This is a genomic window from Methylobacterium sp. HJ2, assembly GCF_056431005.1.
In genome coordinates, this window is sequence record NZ_JBWJYM010000001.1 from 159066 (window position 1) to 175469 (window position 16404).

The window sequence follows — 16404 nt, forward strand, 5'->3', positions numbered from 1 at the left end:
AGAATAACGCCTCAGTCCTGACGCAATCGGGCCTTGACTGCAAGGACCTTGTGGTGCGGCAGGCACGGCAAGTTTAAATTTTCATCACCACTGCAACCGCATCTCGCGGGGCGCCGCCAGCGATCCGCCCGGCCGGCCCGGATGTTAGCAAACTACAAAGGCCGAGGCCCTAGGCTGGACGAACTCTGCATACGGACCGCCGCCAGGGCCGATGATCGCGACCCCGACCTTCCCGGATTTCTCGGCCCTCGTGGTCGACGAAAGCCTCTATATCCGCCGGATCGTGCGCGACATGCTGATGCGCGTCGGCATCAAGCGGGTTCTGGAGGCGCCGGACGGGGCCGAGGCACTGGGCGTGCTGGCCGAGAGCAAGCCCGACATCAGCATCATCGACTGGGACCTCGCCATCCTGTCCGGCGAGGAGTTCATCCGGCTGGCGCGCACGCCCACCACCTCGCCCTGCCCGACGATCCCGATCATCCTGATGCTCGCCCAGCCCCGCCGCAACGTGGTGGACCGGGCGATCTCGCTCGGCGTCAACGAGATCATCGCCAAGCCGTTCTCGCCCAAGACCCTGTGGTCGCGCCTCGACGAGGTGATCAACCGGCCGAGGCCCTACGGCCAGGTCAAGAGCCTGCTGCGCCCGACGCCCCGCGCCGCGAGCCTCGCCAAGGCCGGGTGAGGGGCCGCCCGGCAATCATCCGGGCCGCCTGGGGGGCATCGGGACCGCTCGGCGCGCATCGGGCCCGCGCCGGGCTCGAGCGACGGCCGGATCCGCGACGCGATCGCCCGGATCCGGCATGCGCGGGGCGGGCGCCGGTTCGGCCGCGCCGGCCGGAACGGGAGATTGCAGTTCCCGGGCAAGCCTGTAGGGTCGATGCCGGATGAGAGCCGGCCGTTCGCCGGCCGTGCGTACGAGAGAGTCTGGCATCGCCGATGAGGGACGAGAGCGCCGCAGCCGCGCCGGCCCGCCCCTTAGCCGGTGCGGAGCCCCTGCGTGACCGGGCGGCGGGACGGCGCAACGCCTACGCGGCGCTCGATCTCGGCACCAACAATTGCCGCCTGCTGATCGCCGAGCCCGCTTCCAGCGGCTTCCGGGTGATCGACGCGTTCTCGCGGATCGTGCGGCTCGGCGAGGGACTCGGCAGCTCCGATCGGCTGAGCGAGGCGGCGATCGAGCGCACCGTCGAGGCGCTGCGGATCTGCCGCGCCAAGATGCAGGCCCGCGGCGTGCGCCGCGCCAAGGTGATCGCCACCGAGGCCTGCCGCCTCGCGGTGAACGGGGCGGCCTTCGTGGATCGCGTGCGCCGCGAGGTCGGGCTCGACCTCGAGATCGTCGACCGCCAGACCGAGGCCTACCTCGCGGTGACGGGCTGCGCGGCTCTGGCCGACCCGCGCGCCGAATCGGTCGTGATCTTCGATATCGGCGGCGGCTCCACCGAGATCGCCTGGCTCGACGGGGCGGCGGCCAACCCCTCCACCGACCCGACCCTGCGCATCCGCGCCTGGGATTCGCTGCCCGTCGGCGTGGTGACGCTCGCCGAGCGCCACGGCGGCTCCGAGGTGACGCGCCTGATGTTCGAGGGCATGGTGGAGGAGGTGGTCGACCTTCTGGCCGCCTTCGCGCTCCGCGCCGCCTCGGCCGCCACCGCCCCGTATTTCCATCTGCTCGGCACCTCCGGCACGGTGACGACCATCGCCGCCATGCACCTGCGCCTCGCCCGCTACGAGCGGCGGCGCGTCGACGGCCTCTGGATGCGCGACGACGAGGTGAGCGGGGCGATCGACGACCTGCTCGACACCCGGCTGGAGCAGCGGGCCGACAATCCCTGCATCGGGCGCGACCGTGCCGACCTCGTGCTCGCCGGTTGCGCCATCCTGGAGGCGATCCGGCGCGCCTTCCCCGCGGACCGACTGCGCATCGCCGACCGCGGCCTGCGCGAGGGCCTCCTGATGAACATGATGCGCGAGGACGGCGTCTGGCGCCGCGGATACGAGCGATGAGCGACCGGCGCGGCGGCACGGGCTCCACCGGCGGGGTGCGGGGGGACCTGAAGCAGCGGGTGAAGACCGGCCGCGGCCGGACCCTGTCACAGAAGCGCTGGCTCGAGCGCCAGCTCAACGATCCCTACGTGGCCCGGGCCAAGCGCGAGGGCTACCGCTCGCGCGCCGCCTACAAGCTCATCGAGATCGACGAGCGCTTCAAGATCCTGCGGCCGGGCCAGCGCGTGGTCGATCTCGGCGCCGCGCCCGGCGGCTGGTCCCAGGTGGCGGCCCGCACCGCGGGCCCCACCGGCCGCGTCGTCGGCATCGATCTCCTGGAGATCGAGCCGATGGCCGACGTCACCTTCATCACCCTCGACTTCCTCGATCCCGAGGCGCCGGGCCGGCTCACCGAGCTGCTGGGCGGCCCCGCCGACCTGGTGATGTCGGACATGGCCGCCAACGCCACCGGTCACAAGAAGACCGATCACCTGCGCATCATCGGGCTCGCCGAGACCGCGGCGGAGTTCGCCCGCGAGATCCTGGCGCCCGGCGGCGCCTATCTCGCCAAGGTGCTGCAGGGCGGCACCGAGGGGGCGCTGCTCGCCGATCTCAAGCGGGACTTCGCCAGCGTGCGCCACGCCAAGCCCGCCGCGAGCCGGTCCGATTCGAGCGAGCTCTACGTGCTGGCCACCGGCTATCGCGGAGCGCCGAGCCGGGCGGCCGTCGACGCCGATGCCGACGCGGAGTCCGACGCGGACTGAGGCGGTGCTCCTCGACCGTGCCCTCTCCCTCGTCACGCCTGCGCCCCCGCGCCATCGCCGCCTCGGCTACGTCCGCGAGAGCGTGCTGCTGGCCGGCCGCGCCCGCCGCTGCCGCCGGGCCTGGGCGCCGCATTGCGCCGCCGCGCGCGCCGTCATGGAAGACGCCTTCGCGGATCTCCCGGCCCGGCGCGAGGCGGTCGTGCTGGGGTCGGGCCCCCTGGCCGACGTGCCGCTCGCCCGCCTCGCCGAGGCCTTCGAGCGGGTGATCCTGGTCGACGCCGTGCATCCCTGGCCGGCCCGGTTCGCGGCGCGGCGCCACCGCAACGTCCGCTGCGTCACCGCCGATCTCGTCGGCGCCACGGCTCTGGCCGATCTCTGCGCGGGGGCCGACCTCACGGTCTCGGCCAACCTCCTGTCGCAGCTGCCGATCGTGCCCTTCGACCGCTTCGAGGCCCGCGGGCAGGATCCGCCGGAGCGCCTTGGCGCGGGGATCGTCTCCGATCATCTGGAGGCCCTCGACCGCCTGCCCGGCCGGGTCTGCCTCGTCACCGACACGCTGCAGCGGGAGGAGGACCGGGCGGGCCGGATCACCGGCCGGCTCGATCTCCTGCACGACGTGGGCCTGCCTCCGCCAGCCCGGGCCTGGGACTGGGAACTCGCGCCCTTCGGCGAGGCCGAGCGCCATCGCCGCCTGATCCATCGCGTCCACGCCTACCCCGACTGGGCGGCGGCGCGGCACCCGACAGGCCTGCCCGGCTCCTGAGCGCCGGCATGGACCGCAGGGGGCGTGAGCGGACGGGATGGATGTCCTCCGGTCGTCTCGAGCGGCGATCGAGAGTCGGATCGCATCCGGACACGAAAAAAGCCGCCCCGGCGGGGGGGCGGCTTTCGGATCCAGCCAGTCGTCGGAGCCTACTCGGCCGACGAGGTGCTGTCGGCCGTGGCCTTGGGCTCCGGGCCCTCGCCCTCGGTTCCCTCGAAGCGGGGCCGGCGGCGGCGGCGCGCCTTCGGCGCGGGAGCGTCCTCGGCCGCGCTCGCGGCGGGCGTCGGCTCGGCGGCCGGAGCCTCGGGCGGCGGGGCGACCGGGCGCGGCGGCGTCATCAGGAAGGCGGGCAGCCCGGGGGCGGCCTCCTCCACGGCGCGGGGCTCCTCGCGGCGGCGCTCCCGGCGGAACCCGGGCTCGCGGGCGGCAGGCTGCTCCGTTCGGGGCTCGCTCCGCTCCGGCTGGCGCTCGGCGCGGTCGGGCTGGCGCTCGGACCGGTACTCCGAACGCGGCTGCTCCTGGCGCTCGCCGCGATCCTGGCGCTCGGGACGCTCCTGACGATCTTGGCGCTCGGGACGGTCCTGACGCTCGGGACGCTGATAGTCGCCGCGCCCGTTCTCGTAGCGGTTCTCGCCGCGGGCATCCTGACGCCCGTCCTGGCGGCCTTCTTGGCGGCCTTCTTGGCGGCCATCCTGTGAGCGGTTCTCCGGCCGGCCGTAATCCTGGCGCGGCTGGTAATCCTGGCGGTTCTCTTGCCGGTTCTCCTGCCGGCCGTCCTGGCGGTTGTCCTGCCGCCCCTGGTTGTCGAAGCGCTGCGGTCGCTCCCGGTTCTGGAAGCGCTGGGGCCGGTCGTCGCGGGGGCGGTTCTGGCGCCCGTCGTTGTAGGCGTCGGGCCGGTTCTCGTAGGGCTGCGGCTGCTGGGCCGGGTCGGCGTAATCGTCCGAATAGGCGGCGTAGCCCTGGCCGTTGGCGCCCTGGCCGTCCTCCTCGCCGTCGTCGAGGTCGTCGTCGAAGGACTGGCGGGCGTAGCCGGCACCCTGCTGGACGCGGGTGTTCTCCTGCGCGCCGGAAATGATGCGGAAGTAGTGCTCGCCGTGCTGGAAGTAGTTCTCGGCCGCCACCGGATCGCCCGCCGCCTGCGCGTCGCGCGCGAGCTGGGCGTACTTGTCGGCGATGTGCTGGGCCGTGCCGCGGATTTTGACGTCGGGACCGTTGGATTCGTAGGAACGGGTCAGGGGGTTGGGTCCCTTGGGCCGATTGCGGCCGCGCATCCGTCGGTTCTGGTTTGGTCTCATCGGTCTCAGATGACCCTCGTTCACGCGAAAGGCGTCTGGTGAGTGGCGCTTGCCCGGAAGGACCTCGCGGATCCCTGGTCGGGCGCCCGCGGCGGCTCGTCCGCGGCCGTCGCGCCGCGATGCACTCGGCAATCCACCGGCCTGTCGGCCGCTTGTCCCGAGAAATCGGGCTCCTGCCGGCGTCCGTGACGCCTCTCGATTGTCAGGTTCGAATGGCACCGGGCCGCCGCATCGGTACGGGAGCGTGCATGTCCGGTGGTGAGGAGATCGGCGAACAATTCGGCGGATATGATCGTCGCCGACCCTACGGCTGTCCGTCTTAACGAAACGTTCGCGATCTGCAAGCCGACTCTACTGGCGAAAGCGCGATGCAACAAGCATTTTTTCCAATCTGGTCCTCCGGGTCTCAGTACGGCCCGTCCGCCGCCCGCTCCAGGACCGCGACGCGGTCGCGTCCGCCGAGATCGCGCACCACCTGCCGCACTCCGTAGCCCGCCGCCCGCGCCAGGTTCCGGAGCGCGTCGGCCTGGTCGTAGCCGATCTCGAGGACGACCGGCGCGCCCGGGGCGAGGCGGCCGTGCAGGCCCGCCAGGATGGTCCGGTAGGCCGCGAGCCCGTCGGCGCCACCGTCGAGGGCGAGCGCCGGGTCGTGGGCCCGTACCTCGCGGGCGAGCCCGGGAATGACCGCGCTCGCGATGTAAGGTGGGTTCGACACCACGAGATCGAAAGGGGTGCTCGCGAGCGCCGCGCACCAGTCGGCCGCCAGGAAGGCGCTGCGCGCGCCGACCCCGTTCGCCTCCGCGTTGCGCCGCGCCGTGGCGAGGGCCCCCGGGCTCTGGTCGACGCCGATGCCGCGGGCGTTCGGCCGCTCGCTCAGGAGGGCGACGAGGAGGCAGCCCGTGCCGGTGCCGAGGTCGAGGATGCGCAAGGGGGCGGCCCGCTCCGGCCGCAGGCTCAGGGCCGCCTCCACCACCGTCTCGGTATCGGGGCGCGGCACCAGCGTTTCGGGCGAGAGCCGGAAGGGCAGACCCCAGAATTCCCAGGCCCCGAGGATGCGGGCCACCGGCTCGCCGGCGAGGCGCCGCGCCAGGGCGTCGGCGAGGCGGGCCGCGCCGGATTCGCCGATCGCGGTCTTGCCTGCGAGCGCGAGATCGACGGGGGCGAGGCCCAGGAGGTCGAGGACGAGGAAGCGCGCGTCGCCGGCCGGGTTCTCCACGCCGCCGGCCCGCAGGCTCTCCGTCAGCCGGGCGAGGGCGGCGCGGCGGGAGAGGGCGGGATCGAGCGCGGACGGGCTCGCCATCGCGGGGCTCAGGCCATGCCCTCGGCCGCGAGCAACTCCGCCTGATGCTCGGTGACGAGGGCGTCCACGAGGTCGTCGAGGGCGGGGCCGGCCAGCACCTCCTCCAGCCGGTACAGGGTCAGGTTGATGCGGTGGTCGGTCACGCGGCCTTGCGGAAAGTTGTAGGTGCGGATCCGCTCCGAGCGGTCGCCGGAGCCGACCTGGGCGCGGCGGTCGGCGGCGCGGGCCGAATCCTTGGCGGTGCGCTCGGCGTCGTAGAGCTTGGCCTTCAGGAGCGACATGGCGCGGGCGCGGTTCTTGTGCTGCGAGCGCTCTTCCTGGACGAAGACCACGATCCCGCTCGGCAGGTGGGTGATGCGGATGGCCGATTCCGTCTTGTTGACGTGCTGGCCGCCCGCGCCCTGGGCCCGCATGGTGTCGATCTTCAGATCGGCCTCGTTGACGACGATATCGACGTCCTCGGCTTCGGGCAGCACCGCGACGGTGGCCGCCGAGGTGTGGATCCGCCCCTGCGTCTCGGTCTCGGGCACGCGCTGGACCCGGTGCGCGCCGCTCTCGAACTTGAGCCGGGCGAAGACGCCGCGGCCCTTCACCTCGGCCACCACCTCGCGGTAGCCGCCCATCGTGCCCTCGCTCTCCGAGATCACCTCGACGCGCCAGCCCTTCGACTCGGCGTACTTGGCGTACATCCGGAACAGGTCGCCCGCGAACAAGGCCGCCTCGTCGCCGCCGGTGCCGGCGCGGACCTCGAGGATCGCGCTCTTCTCGTCCGCCGCGTCCTTGGGCAGCAGCATCAATTGCAGGTCGCGGTGGGCCCGGGCGAGCGCCGCCTCGGCCTCCGGCTTCTCGTCGGCGGCGAGCGCGCGCATCTCGGCGTCGCTGCCGGGCTCGTCGATCATCGCCTCGATGCCCGCGAGGTTGGCCGCCGCCGCCCGGTAGGCGTGGATGCCTGCGACGACCGGATCGAGCTCCGACAGCTCCCGGGAGAGCTGGACCACGGCCTCGGCCTCCAGCGTGCCGGCGGCGAGCGTCCCCGTGACGATGTCGTGGCGCGTCAGGATCGCGTCGAGGCGTTCGGGAGGAAAGGGGATCATTGACCGGATCGTACTTCAGAAACCGTGGGGCGAGGGGAGGAGGGGGCGAATTCCGCCACGCGCGTTCCGTGCGCCGGCGGGGTGGTCGGCCGATCGGGAGCGGCAGGCGTCACCGGCCGGACAGGATGTGCCGCCTGCGGGCGTGCCTCGCCCTCTAGATGGGCACGCCGTGCGCCTTCGCGAAGGCGGCGAGCGCCGGGCGCAGGCTCTCGCCGTCGCTCTTGCGGGCCATCTCCTCGTCGATCACGGCGGCGACGGCACCGGCGTTCAGGCTCAGCACCATCGCCTTCACCGGGCCGATCGCGGCGGGCGACATCGAGAAGTTGCGGAACCCCAACCCGATCAGCGCCATCGCCTCGAGGGGGCGCCCGCCGATCTCGCCGCAGACCGTGACCGGGCAATCGGCGGCGGCGGCGCGCTCGGCGATCAGCCGGAAGGCCCGCACCGCGGCGGCCGAGAGCGGATCGAAGCGGTTGGCGACGCGCCGGTTCTCGCGGTCCACCGCGAACAGGAACTGCATCAGGTCGTTCGAGCCCACCGAGAGGAAGTCGGCCTCCCGGGCGATCTCGTCGATCTGGAACAGCAGCGAGGGGACCTCGACCATCGCGCCGAGCTGGCACTCGCGCGGCAAGGTGTAGCCGTGGCGGCGCAGATGCGCCTTCTCGCGCTCGACGATGGCGCGGGCGCGCACGAACTCGTCGACGGTGGCCACCATCGGGAACATGATCTTGAGCGGGTGCCCGTCGGACGCCTTGAGGAGCGCGCGTAGCTGCACCCGCAGCAGGGCCGGCCTGTCGAGGCCGATCCGGATCGCGCGCCAGCCGAGCGCCGGGTTCTCCTCCTCGAGCTTGGGCATGTAGGGGAGGATCTTGTCGCCGCCGATGTCCAGCGTGCGGATGGTGACCGGCTTGTCGCCCGAGGCCGCCAGCACAGCGCGGTAGAGCGTCTGCTGCTCGGCCGCCGAGGGCATGCGCTGGGCCACCATGAACTGCAGCTCGGTGCGGAACAGGCCGACGCCCTCGGCCCCGGTCTCGCTGAGGTGGGTGAGGTCGACGAGGAGCCCGGCATTGAGATGGAGCCCGACCCGCACCCCGTCGCGGGTGATCGCCGGCACGTCGCGCAGCGCCCGGTACTGCTCCTGCCGGCGCGCGCGCAGGCGCACCATCTCGGCATAGGCCGCCTCGATCTCCGGGCCGGGCCGGACGTGGATCTCGCCTGCCACCGCGTCGACGATGATGGCGTCGCCCGAATCACAGAGCGCGGCCGCGTTCTCGACCTCGCCGACGGCCGGGATGCCGAGCGCCCGGGCGACGATCGCGATGTGGCTCGTCGGCCCGCCCTCCTCCAGCACGAGGCCGCGCAGCCGCGCCGGCTCGTAGTCGAGGAGCGCGGCCGGGCCCATCGAGCGGGCGACCAGGATCGCGTTCTCGGGCAGCGACCCGGCGAGGCCCGCCTGGTGGCCGATCAATTCGCGCAGCAGGCGATTGGCGAGGTCGTCGAGATCGTGCAGGCGGTCGCGCAGGTAGGGGTCGCTCTGGCGCAGCATCCGGGCGCGGTTGTCGGATTGCACCCGCTCCACCGCGGCCTCGGCGGTGAGGCCCGAGGCGACGGCCTCGCGCATCCGGCGCAGCCAGCCCTTGTCGTGGGCGAACATGCGCACCGTCTCCAGCACCTCGCGCGACTCGACGGTGCCGATCTTGTCGCCGCGCTCCACGAGGGCGTCGATGGCCGAGCGCACGTTCTCGATCGCCGCCTCCAGGCGGGAGACCTCGCGCTCGCTGTTCTCGGCGATCAGGGTCTTCACCACGATGCGCGGCTCGTGCAGCACCACGTGGCCGAGGCCGATCCCCTCGGCGAGGACCACGCCGCGCACGCTGACGGCGCGCCGCGCGGCGGTGCCGGCATCGGGGGCGAGTCCCTGCAACTCGCCCGAGGCGATCATCTCCGAGAGCACCATCGCGGTGGTCTGGAGCGCCTCGATCTCCTCCTCGGAATAGACCCGGTAGGTCTTGTTCTGGACGGTGAGCACGCCCAGCGTGTTGCCGGCCCGGAGCAGCGGCACGCCCAGGAAGGCGTGGTAGGCTTCCTCGCCGGTCTCCGGCCGGTAGGAGAAGGCCGGATGCTGCTGCGCGTCCGAGAGCGAGAGCGGCTCGGCCGTCTGCGCGATCAGACCGACGAGGCCCTCGTCGGCGCGCATCCGGGTGAGGTGAACGGCCTCGCGGTTGAGGCCTTCGGTGGCGAACAGCTCGAGGGTGTTGTCGTCGCGCAGCACGTAGACCGAGCAGACCTCGGCCACGACGTTGGCGGCGATCAGGACGACGATGCGGTCGAGGCGCGCCTGGGCGCTGACCGGCTCCGCCATCGCTTCGCGGAGGCGGCGCAGCAGCAGGCGCGGGCCTCCGGGCGCAGCGGGCATGGTCTCGTCATTCCAGCGTCAGGGGCCGGTTCGGCGGTCTCAGCCCTGCAACCTTGACGCCAAGCGGTCTGCCCGCCCGGCGCCCTCCCTCGGTCAGGCCTGATCGAGGCCGTATAGCGAGTGGAGCGTGCGAACGGCAAGCTCCGTATAGGCCGCGTCGATCAGGACGGAGAACTTGATCTCCGACGTCGTGATCGCCCGGATGTTGATGCCCTTGCCGGCCAGCGCCCGGAACGCCTTGGCGGCGACGCCCGCGTGGGAGCGCATGCCGACGCCGATGGCCGAGACCTTCACCACGTCGGTGGCGCCCTCGATCTGGGCGAAGCCGATGGTCTCGGCCTGCTGGTCGAGCACGGTGCGGGCGCGCTGGTAGTCGGCGGCCGGGACCGTGAAGGTCATGTCCGTGGTCGACTGGTCGGTCGAGACCGTCTGGATGATCATGTCGACGTTGATGTTGGCGTCCGCCAGCGGCCCGAAGATCGCCGCGGCGACGCCGGGGCTGTCCTTGACCCGCCGCAGAGTGATCTGCGCCTCGTCCCGCGAGAAGGCGATCCCGGTGATGATCTGCTGTTCCACGATGTCGTCCTCGTCGCAGATGAGAGTGCCGGGACGGGCCGCGTCCGGCGGATCGAAGGAGGAGCGCACGGTGGTCGGCACCCGGTGCACCATGGCGAGCTCGACGGAGCGGACCTGCAGCACCTTGGCCCCGAGGGAGGCCATCTCCAGCATCTCCTCGAAGGTGACGCGCTCCATGCGCCGGGCCTTGGGCACCACGCGCGGGTCGGTGGTGTAGACGCCGTCCACGTCCGTGTAGATGTCGCAGCGCTCGGCCCCGATCGCCGCGGCCACCGCCACCGCGCTGGTGTCCGAGCCGCCGCGCCCGAGGGTGGTGAGCCGCCCCGTCTCGGCATGGATGCCCTGGAAGCCCGCGATCACCGCGACCTCGCCCCGCCCGAAGCCCGCATCGAGCCGCGCGCCGTCGATCTCCGCGATGCGGGCCGAGCCGTGCGCGTCCGAGGTGAGGATCGGGATCTGCCAGCCCTGCCAGGAGCGGGCCGGGATGCCCATCTTGCGCAGGCTGATCGCCAGCAGGCCCGAGGTGACCTGCTCGCCAGAGGCCACGACGGCGTCGTACTCGGCCGCGTCGTAGAGGGGGTCGGCGTCCTTGACCCAACCGACGAGTTCGTTGGTCTTGCCCGACATGGCCGAGACCACCACGGCGACCGCGTAGCCGGCCGCGACCTCGCGCGCCACGTGCGCGGCCACGTTGCGGATCCGGTCCATGGTGGCGACCGACGTGCCGCCGAACTTCATCACCAAACGGGGCATGTCGCGTCCGCGTCTTTTCAGAACATCCCGCGGCGGTGACGGCCGCGCTGTCGCTCGGGCCGCCGGCTGTACCGGGTCGGGTCCCGGCGGGTACAAGCGGGGGCAGGGGCTGTCAACCGAACCCCGGCCCCTCCGGCGCGCCCGGTCCGACACCCGGGACAGACCGGCCGGCGCGGCCTAGATACCGGGGCGCCGCGGGCCGGCGGTTCAGATCACGAAGGCGAGCATGGCGGGCATCGAGGCGCAGACGGATACGGGGACCGGCCGGGTCGATCCCGCCGAGGTGGCGCGCTTCGACGCGCTCGCGGCGACGTGGTGGGACGAGACCGGGCCGATGCGGGTGCTGCACCGCTTCAATCCGGTGCGACTCGCCTATATCCGCGACGCCGCCTGCCGGCATTTCGGGCGCGACCCGGAGCGGCCCTTCCCGCTCGAGGGCCTCTCCGTGATCGATATCGGCTGCGGCGGCGGCATCCTGTCGGAGCCCCTGGCGCGCCTCGGCGCCAGCGTGACGGGGCTCGACCCCGCGACCCGGAACCTCGCCGCCGCCCGCGCGCACGCGGAGGCGGAGGGCGTGCCGGTGACATACCGCGCGGAGACGATCGAGGCCGTGGCGGCGGCGGGCGAGCGCTTCGACGTGGTGCTCGCCATGGAGGTGATCGAGCATGTGCCCGATCCGGCGGCCTTCCTACGCGCGGCCTGCGCGGCGGTGCGACCCGGCGGCCTGCTGTTCGCCGCCACCATCAACCGGACGCTGCGGTCCTTCGCGCTCGCCATCGTGGGAGCCGAGTACGTGCTCGGCTGGCTGCCGAAGGGCACGCACGACTGGGACAGGTTCCTGACGCCGGACGAACTGAAGCGGATGATCCGGGCCGGCGGCCTCCAGCCGACCGACACCGCGGGCGTGGTCTACAACCCGCTCGACGGCGGCTGGCGCCGGAGCCGGGATACGGGAGTGAACTACATGGTGGCCGCCGAGCGACAGGGCTGAGCCGGCGGATCGGACGCGTATCCGCCGCGCGGGGCTCTGGCAACTTGTGCGTGCTTGATGCACGGAGTGATTGAACCGTGGCGGGCGACTGCCGTTGATTCACGCCCGGGTCGTCGAGAGACCGGGTGCCGCCGCTCGGGCTCCGGGCCGCGAGGCGGCGCATGGGAGCCAGGGAGAGGACCGTGCTGGAAAAGCTGCCGCATGCCGTGGGCGCGGCCCTATCGGGTCTGCGCGCCGGCCTTGAGAAGACCGCCTATTACGATTTCGCCGACGTGCCGGAGGGCATCCGCCTGACGAGTCCCGCCTTCGCGGACGGGGCGCCGATGCCGGCCCGTTTCAGCGCCGACGGGGACGGCACGGCGCCGCCGCTGGCCTGGGAGGCTGTTCCGGCAGGCACGATACGGCTCGCGCTCCTCGTCGAGGATGCCGACAGCCCGACGCCGCTGCCCCTGGTCCATCTGATCGCCCCGGACCTCGACCCCGCATCCGGCGGGATTGCCGAGGGGGCGCTGGCCGGACAGGATCTCGGCCGCAACAGTTTCCTGAAACAGGCTTGGCTGCCGCCGGATCCGCCGACCGGCCACGGCCGGCACCGTTACGCGTTCCAGATCTACGCCCTCGATGCCGCGGCCGTCTTCACCGAGGTGCCGGGCCGGACCGCGCTTCTCGACGCGTTGCGGGGCCACGTGCTCGCCAAGGGGCTCCTGATCGGCACCTACGCGCGCACCTGACCGCCCCCGCCTGAAGCCGTCCGGGGCGAGCCCCTTGCGGCACGGCCCGGAGCGGGGCATGCGCCGGACGGGCTATCAGGACGGGAGGACATCGATGCGGGCGCTTCTCTGCACGCGGCTGGGCAAGCCGGAGGATCTCGGGATCGCGACGCTGCCCGATCCCGAGCCCGGCCCCGGCGAGGCCCTGGTGCGGGTGAGCGTGGCGGCGCTCAATTTCTTCGACACGCTGATCATCGCAGGCCGCTACCAGGTGAAGCCGACCCTGCCGTTCTCGCCCGGCGGCGAGGCCTGCGGCGTGGTCGAGGCGCTGGGCGCGGACACGGAGGGGTTCGGGGTCGGCGACCGCGTGGTGGTGCATGCCAAGTACGGCACCTGCCGCGAGCGGATCCTGGTGCGCCCCGAGCAGATGACGCGGGTGCCGGACGGCGTCTCGGACGAGCAGGCGGCAGGGCTCACCATCACCTACGGTACCTCGCTGCACGCCCTGCGCAACCGCGCCCGGATCCAGCCGGGCGAGTGGCTCGCGGTGCTCGGCGCGTCCGGCGGCGTCGGGCTGGCGGCGGTGGAACTCGGGGCCCTGCTCGGGGCCCGGGTGATCGCCTGCGCCTCCTCGGAGGACAAGCTCGCGGCGGCTCGCGCCCACGGGGCCGAGGTCGGGATCGTGTACGACCCGGCGACTCTGAAGGACGCCCTGCGCGAGGCCGGCGGCGGCGGGATCGACGTGGTCTACGACGCGGTGGGCGACGCTTTCGCGGAGCCGGCCCTGCGGGCGCTCGGCTGGCGCGGGCGCTACCTCGTGGTGGGATTCGCCGCGGGCGAGATCCCGCGGCTGCCGCTCAACCTGATGCTGCTCAAGGAACTCGACGTCCAGGGCGTCCATTGGGGCGCCTTCCTGGACCGCGAGCCCGCCGCCCACCAGGAGAACCAGCGCCAGCTCCTCGCCTGGGTGGCCGAGGGCCGGCTCACCGCCAAGGTGCACGGAACCTACCCGCTCGCCGATTACGAGGCGGCTCTGGGGCTCCTCACGCGGCGCGAGGCGGTCGGAAAGGTGCTGCTGCGGCCCTGACCAAGATCCTGTCGCGCGGCGTCGTATTCCGACCGATGGTCGCCCGATCGACCCATCGGTCGGGCGTCTGCCGGCCCGCAGGCGCGGGAACTAGGACGATGATGAGCCGGGCTTGTCGCCGGCTCCGATCAGAGCAGCCCCTTCTCCTTGGCGAGGGCCACCAGATCGACCTGCGGGCGGGCACCGATGTGCTGGATCACCTGGCCCGCCGCCAGCGTGCCGAGCCGGGCGGCGGCCACGTTGTCGAGGCCGCGGGCGTGGCCGGCCAGGAAGCCGGCGGCGAAGAGGTCGCCCGCGCCCGTCGTGTCCACCACCGAGGCGACCGGCACCGCCGGCACGGACCGGACCTCGCCGCCCTTGACCACGAGCGCGCCCTCCTCGGAGCGGGTGACGAGGCCCAGGAGGTGCAGACCGCGGCCGTTGCGCTCGGCGCTCAGCGCCTTGACCGCGGCGTCGGCGTCCTCGGTCTCGTACAGGCTCTTCAGCTCGCCGATATTGGCGAACAGGATGTCGATGCTGCCGTCGCGGATCAGGCCCAGGAACTCGTCGCGGTAGCGGCCGACGCAGAACGCGTCCGACAGCGTCAGGGCCACGGCCTTGCCGGCGCCGTGGGCGATCTGCACCGCCTTGCGGAAGGCCTCCTTGGCGGCCGGCGGATCCCAGAGATAGCCCTCGAGGTAGGTGACGCGGGCGCTCTCGACCACCGCCGGGTCGACGTCGGCGGGCGAGAGCCCCTGGCAGGCGCCGAGATACGTGTTCATCGTGCGCTCGCCGTCCGGCGTCACCAGCACGAAGCAGCGGGCGGTGGCGGGTCCCTCGGTCGCCGCGGCCACCGGGAAGGTGACGCCCGCGGCCTTCAGCTCGTGCGCGTAGAGGCCGCCGAGCTCGTCGTCCCGGACCTTGCCGACGAAACCGGTCCGGGCGCCCAGCATCGCCGCGCCCACCGCCGTGTTGGCGCCCGAGCCGCCCGAGACCACGGTCACCGGCCCCATCGCGGAGAACAATGATTCGGCGCGCGGCTCGTCGATGAGCTGCATCGCCCCCTTGGTGACGTCCTGCGCGGCCAGGAATCCGTCGTCGGTGCGCGCGATCAGATCGACGATGGCGTTGCCGATCACGAGGAGGTCGAGGGGAGCGGTCATCCAGCAATCCTGGTTCGGTGTCGCCGGGCTCTCGCACCGGTCTCCGCGGGGGTCAAGGCACGGAGGGGGCTGCCGCGCCGCGGACGCGACTCAGAGGTCCTCGGAGCGCCGGGGCCGGAACGCCCGGCCCGGGCGGTTCGAGGGTTAGAGGAGGCCGTCCGCCGGGCTCCGTGTCACTGCATCGCCCCCACCTCGCACTGCGCGTAATCCGAACTCGCCTTCACGTAAGCGTTGAGCTTCTTCAGATACGCCTCGGCGAGCGGCCGGAAGGCCTGGAGCTGCCCGTTGTAGGCCTTGATCTGGTCGCTGTAGGTGTAGGCCTCCCAGCCGGGGCAGCCGCCCTTGGCATCGAGGCAGCCCGGCTTCTGGGGCAGCGCGGGCTTCTCCGGCCGCTCCGCCGCCGGAGGCGGAGCGGGGGCGGCGCAGACTTTCGCGGCCGGGGCCGGGGGCGGTGCGGGCGTCGGGCCGGGCGCTGCAGCCGGGCCTGCAGCGGCCGCGGGGCCGGCCGCGAGGAGGGCGAGGGCCAGGACCGTCGGCCACAGAACCGGGTGACGCATGGGCGCTCCTTGACGCGGACCGGTAGGGTCCGCGGTCAGGGCTTCTGCGGCATCGGCCGGGCGGGAACAAGGCCGGGCGCGGGCCGACGCGCGGGCGCTCCGCGCGTCTCGGGCGAGCCGCGCACGAGGTTGACGGCCGGCAGCAGCAGCCCGACGCCGAGCACCCACCAGGCCGGCCGGATCACGCCGGAGAAATCGAGGTTCGCCCCGAGCACGAGGTCGGCCGGCACGCCGCTCTTGATCCCGTACCACGCCGCCTCGAGGAGCGCGGTCGAGAGGGCGGCGCCCGCCGCGAGCAGCAGCAGGGACCACGGCCGCATCGGCGCGCGCACCCGCTGCATCAGGCGCCAGCCCATCAACACCAGGAACAGCCCGCTCCAGAACACCGGGTCGGTCACGTCGATCTTGGCCTGCAGGAAGTAGTGCAGCAGGGCGAGCGCCGTGATGGCGTAGACGATCCGGTGCAGGCGGTTCCAGGCCTGCCCCATCCGGCGGATCGCGCCGTCCGTCGAGGTGGCGCCGAGCACGGCGAGACCGAGCAGGGCCACGAAGCCGATCGTCAGGTAGAAGCGCAGCGCGATCTCGGAGACGACCTTCGTGAGCACGAAGTTCTGATCGACCACGTACAGCGCGAGATGCGCCGCCGCGTAGGACAGGGCCGCGAGCCCGAGCATCCGCCGCAGGTTGATCAGCTTCGGCCAATTCGCCACCCGCCGCAGAGGCGTGACCGCGAGCGAGGCCAGCAGCAGGCGGATCGACCACTCGCCGGTGGCGTGGATCAGGCTGGTGATCGGCTTCGGCCCGAGCCCGTCATGCGCGTAGGCCCAGAGCATGTCGAGGCCCGGCGCCAACACCAGCAGGAAGGCGCAGAGCTTCAGCAGGGACAGGCGCCCGGCGCGGTCGAGCCAGGGCAGCGGCAGGGTTCGGCGGGCGGGCATCGAGGCAGCGGGCATGCGGGGACGGATCGCGATCG

15 protein-coding genes are annotated in these 16404 nt (G+C 72.7%); 7 read left to right on the plus strand and 8 right to left on the minus strand.

Annotation, left to right across the window (positions count from 1 at the left end; genetic code table 11):
* The first annotated feature begins 211 nt into the window (after window positions 1–211).
* The 4 genes from ACS5RC_RS00680 to ACS5RC_RS00695 all read left to right on the plus strand — a co-directional run bounded on the left by ACS5RC_RS00680 (window position 212) and on the right by ACS5RC_RS00695 (window position 3510).
* The gene (locus tag ACS5RC_RS00680) at window positions 212–682 is read left to right on the plus strand and encodes a response regulator (RefSeq protein ID WP_478341900.1); all 471 of its coding nucleotides are present in this window, start codon (window positions 212–214) and stop codon (window positions 680–682) included.
* A gap of 254 nt (window positions 683–936) precedes the next feature.
* A complete protein-coding gene (locus ACS5RC_RS00685) occupies window positions 937–2004 on the plus strand; it encodes a Ppx/GppA phosphatase family protein (RefSeq protein ID WP_478341901.1) in 1068 nt (355 codons plus the stop codon).
* Window positions 2001–2747 (plus strand): RlmE family RNA methyltransferase, encoded by a 747-nt coding sequence (locus ACS5RC_RS00690; RefSeq protein WP_478341902.1) that lies wholly within the window; start codon window positions 2001–2003, stop codon window positions 2745–2747. The genes ACS5RC_RS00685 and ACS5RC_RS00690 overlap by 4 nt, the downstream gene beginning before the upstream one ends.
* A 4-nt stretch (window positions 2748–2751) precedes the next feature.
* Complete coding sequence (locus tag ACS5RC_RS00695) at window positions 2752–3510, plus strand: hypothetical protein (protein WP_478341903.1); 759 nt, start codon at window positions 2752–2754, stop codon at window positions 3508–3510.
* Window positions 3511–3659: 149 nt separating this feature from the next.
* Here the strand turns inward: ACS5RC_RS00695 and ACS5RC_RS00700 are convergent, their stop codons facing one another.
* The 5 genes from ACS5RC_RS00700 to ACS5RC_RS00720 form a co-directional block, all read right to left on the minus strand.
* The gene (locus ACS5RC_RS00700; protein WP_478341904.1) at window positions 3660–4781 is read right to left on the minus strand and encodes a DUF4167 domain-containing protein; all 1122 of its coding nucleotides are present in this window, start codon (window positions 4779–4781) and stop codon (window positions 3660–3662) included.
* Between the two features lie 430 nt (window positions 4782–5211).
* Window positions 5212–6105, minus strand: a complete 894-nt coding sequence (gene prmC, locus ACS5RC_RS00705; RefSeq protein WP_478341905.1) for a peptide chain release factor N(5)-glutamine methyltransferase — start codon at window positions 6103–6105, stop codon at window positions 5212–5214.
* 8 nt (window positions 6106–6113) lie between these two features.
* Window positions 6114–7199: a peptide chain release factor 1 gene (prfA, locus tag ACS5RC_RS00710; RefSeq protein ID WP_478341906.1), complete on the minus strand. Its 1086-nt coding sequence runs from the start codon at window positions 7197–7199 to the stop codon at window positions 6114–6116.
* Between the two features lie 154 nt (window positions 7200–7353).
* On the minus strand, window positions 7354–9615 hold the full coding sequence (gene ptsP, locus ACS5RC_RS00715) for a phosphoenolpyruvate--protein phosphotransferase (protein ID WP_478341907.1): 2262 nt from the start codon (window positions 9613–9615) through the stop codon (window positions 7354–7356).
* Window positions 9616–9708: 93 nt separating this feature from the next.
* Entirely contained in the window at window positions 9709–10944 is a 1236-nt protein-coding gene (locus ACS5RC_RS00720) for an aspartate kinase (RefSeq protein WP_478341908.1), read from the minus strand.
* A 226-nt stretch (window positions 10945–11170) separates the two neighbouring features.
* On the opposite strand from ACS5RC_RS00720, the gene ubiG reads away from it, so the two are divergent.
* The 3 genes from ubiG (at window position 11171) to ACS5RC_RS00735 (ending at window position 13732) form a co-directional block, all read left to right on the plus strand.
* Window positions 11171–11935: a bifunctional 2-polyprenyl-6-hydroxyphenol methylase/3-demethylubiquinol 3-O-methyltransferase UbiG gene (ubiG, locus tag ACS5RC_RS00725; RefSeq protein ID WP_478341909.1), complete on the plus strand. Its 765-nt coding sequence runs from the start codon at window positions 11171–11173 to the stop codon at window positions 11933–11935.
* A gap of 182 nt (window positions 11936–12117) precedes the next feature.
* Complete coding sequence (locus ACS5RC_RS00730) at window positions 12118–12666, plus strand: YbhB/YbcL family Raf kinase inhibitor-like protein (protein WP_478341910.1); 549 nt, start codon at window positions 12118–12120, stop codon at window positions 12664–12666.
* 94 nt (window positions 12667–12760) lie between these two features.
* Window positions 12761–13732 (plus strand): NADPH:quinone oxidoreductase family protein, encoded by a 972-nt coding sequence (locus ACS5RC_RS00735; protein WP_478341911.1) that lies wholly within the window; start codon window positions 12761–12763, stop codon window positions 13730–13732.
* Between the two features lie 128 nt (window positions 13733–13860).
* Here the strand turns inward: ACS5RC_RS00735 and ACS5RC_RS00740 are convergent, their stop codons facing one another.
* The 3 genes from ACS5RC_RS00740 to ACS5RC_RS00750 form a co-directional block, all read right to left on the minus strand.
* Entirely contained in the window at window positions 13861–14874 is a 1014-nt protein-coding gene (locus ACS5RC_RS00740; protein WP_478341912.1) for an adenosine kinase, read from the minus strand.
* 173 nt (window positions 14875–15047) lie between these two features.
* The gene (locus ACS5RC_RS00745) at window positions 15048–15431 is read right to left on the minus strand and encodes a hypothetical protein (RefSeq protein WP_478341913.1); all 384 of its coding nucleotides are present in this window, start codon (window positions 15429–15431) and stop codon (window positions 15048–15050) included.
* A gap of 35 nt (window positions 15432–15466) precedes the next feature.
* Complete coding sequence (locus ACS5RC_RS00750; protein ID WP_478341914.1) at window positions 15467–16384, minus strand: protein-methionine-sulfoxide reductase heme-binding subunit MsrQ; 918 nt, start codon at window positions 16382–16384, stop codon at window positions 15467–15469.
* Between the last annotated feature and the right edge of the window lie 20 nt (window positions 16385–16404).

Excerpts from the sequence above, each read along its gene's own strand:
- ACS5RC_RS00735 (WP_478341911.1), top strand. The coding sequence starts at position 12,761 with ATGCGGGCGCTTCTCTGCACGCGGCTGGGCAAGCCGGAGGATCTCGGG.
- ptsP (WP_478341907.1), bottom strand. The coding sequence starts at position 9,615 with ATGCCCGCTGCGCCCGGAGGCCCGCGCCTGCTGCTGCGCCGCCTCCGC.
- prmC (WP_478341905.1), bottom strand. The coding sequence starts at position 6,105 with ATGGCGAGCCCGTCCGCGCTCGATCCCGCCCTCTCCCGCCGCGCCGCC.
- ACS5RC_RS00690 (WP_478341902.1), top strand. The coding sequence starts at position 2,001 with ATGAGCGACCGGCGCGGCGGCACGGGCTCCACCGGCGGGGTGCGGGGG.
- ACS5RC_RS00685 (WP_478341901.1), top strand. The coding sequence starts at position 937 with ATGAGGGACGAGAGCGCCGCAGCCGCGCCGGCCCGCCCCTTAGCCGGT.
- ACS5RC_RS00740 (WP_478341912.1), bottom strand. The coding sequence starts at position 14,874 with ATGACCGCTCCCCTCGACCTCCTCGTGATCGGCAACGCCATCGTCGAT.
- ACS5RC_RS00700 (WP_478341904.1), bottom strand. The coding sequence starts at position 4,781 with ATGCGCGGCCGCAATCGGCCCAAGGGACCCAACCCCCTGACCCGTTCC.
- ACS5RC_RS00720 (WP_478341908.1), bottom strand. The coding sequence starts at position 10,944 with ATGCCCCGTTTGGTGATGAAGTTCGGCGGCACGTCGGTCGCCACCATG.
- ACS5RC_RS00680 (WP_478341900.1), top strand. The coding sequence starts at position 212 with ATGATCGCGACCCCGACCTTCCCGGATTTCTCGGCCCTCGTGGTCGAC.
- ACS5RC_RS00750 (WP_478341914.1), bottom strand. The coding sequence starts at position 16,384 with ATGCCCGCTGCCTCGATGCCCGCCCGCCGAACCCTGCCGCTGCCCTGG.
- ubiG (WP_478341909.1), top strand. The coding sequence starts at position 11,171 with ATGGCGGGCATCGAGGCGCAGACGGATACGGGGACCGGCCGGGTCGAT.
- ACS5RC_RS00745 (WP_478341913.1), bottom strand. The coding sequence starts at position 15,431 with ATGCGTCACCCGGTTCTGTGGCCGACGGTCCTGGCCCTCGCCCTCCTC.
- prfA (WP_478341906.1), bottom strand. The coding sequence starts at position 7,199 with ATGATCCCCTTTCCTCCCGAACGCCTCGACGCGATCCTGACGCGCCAC.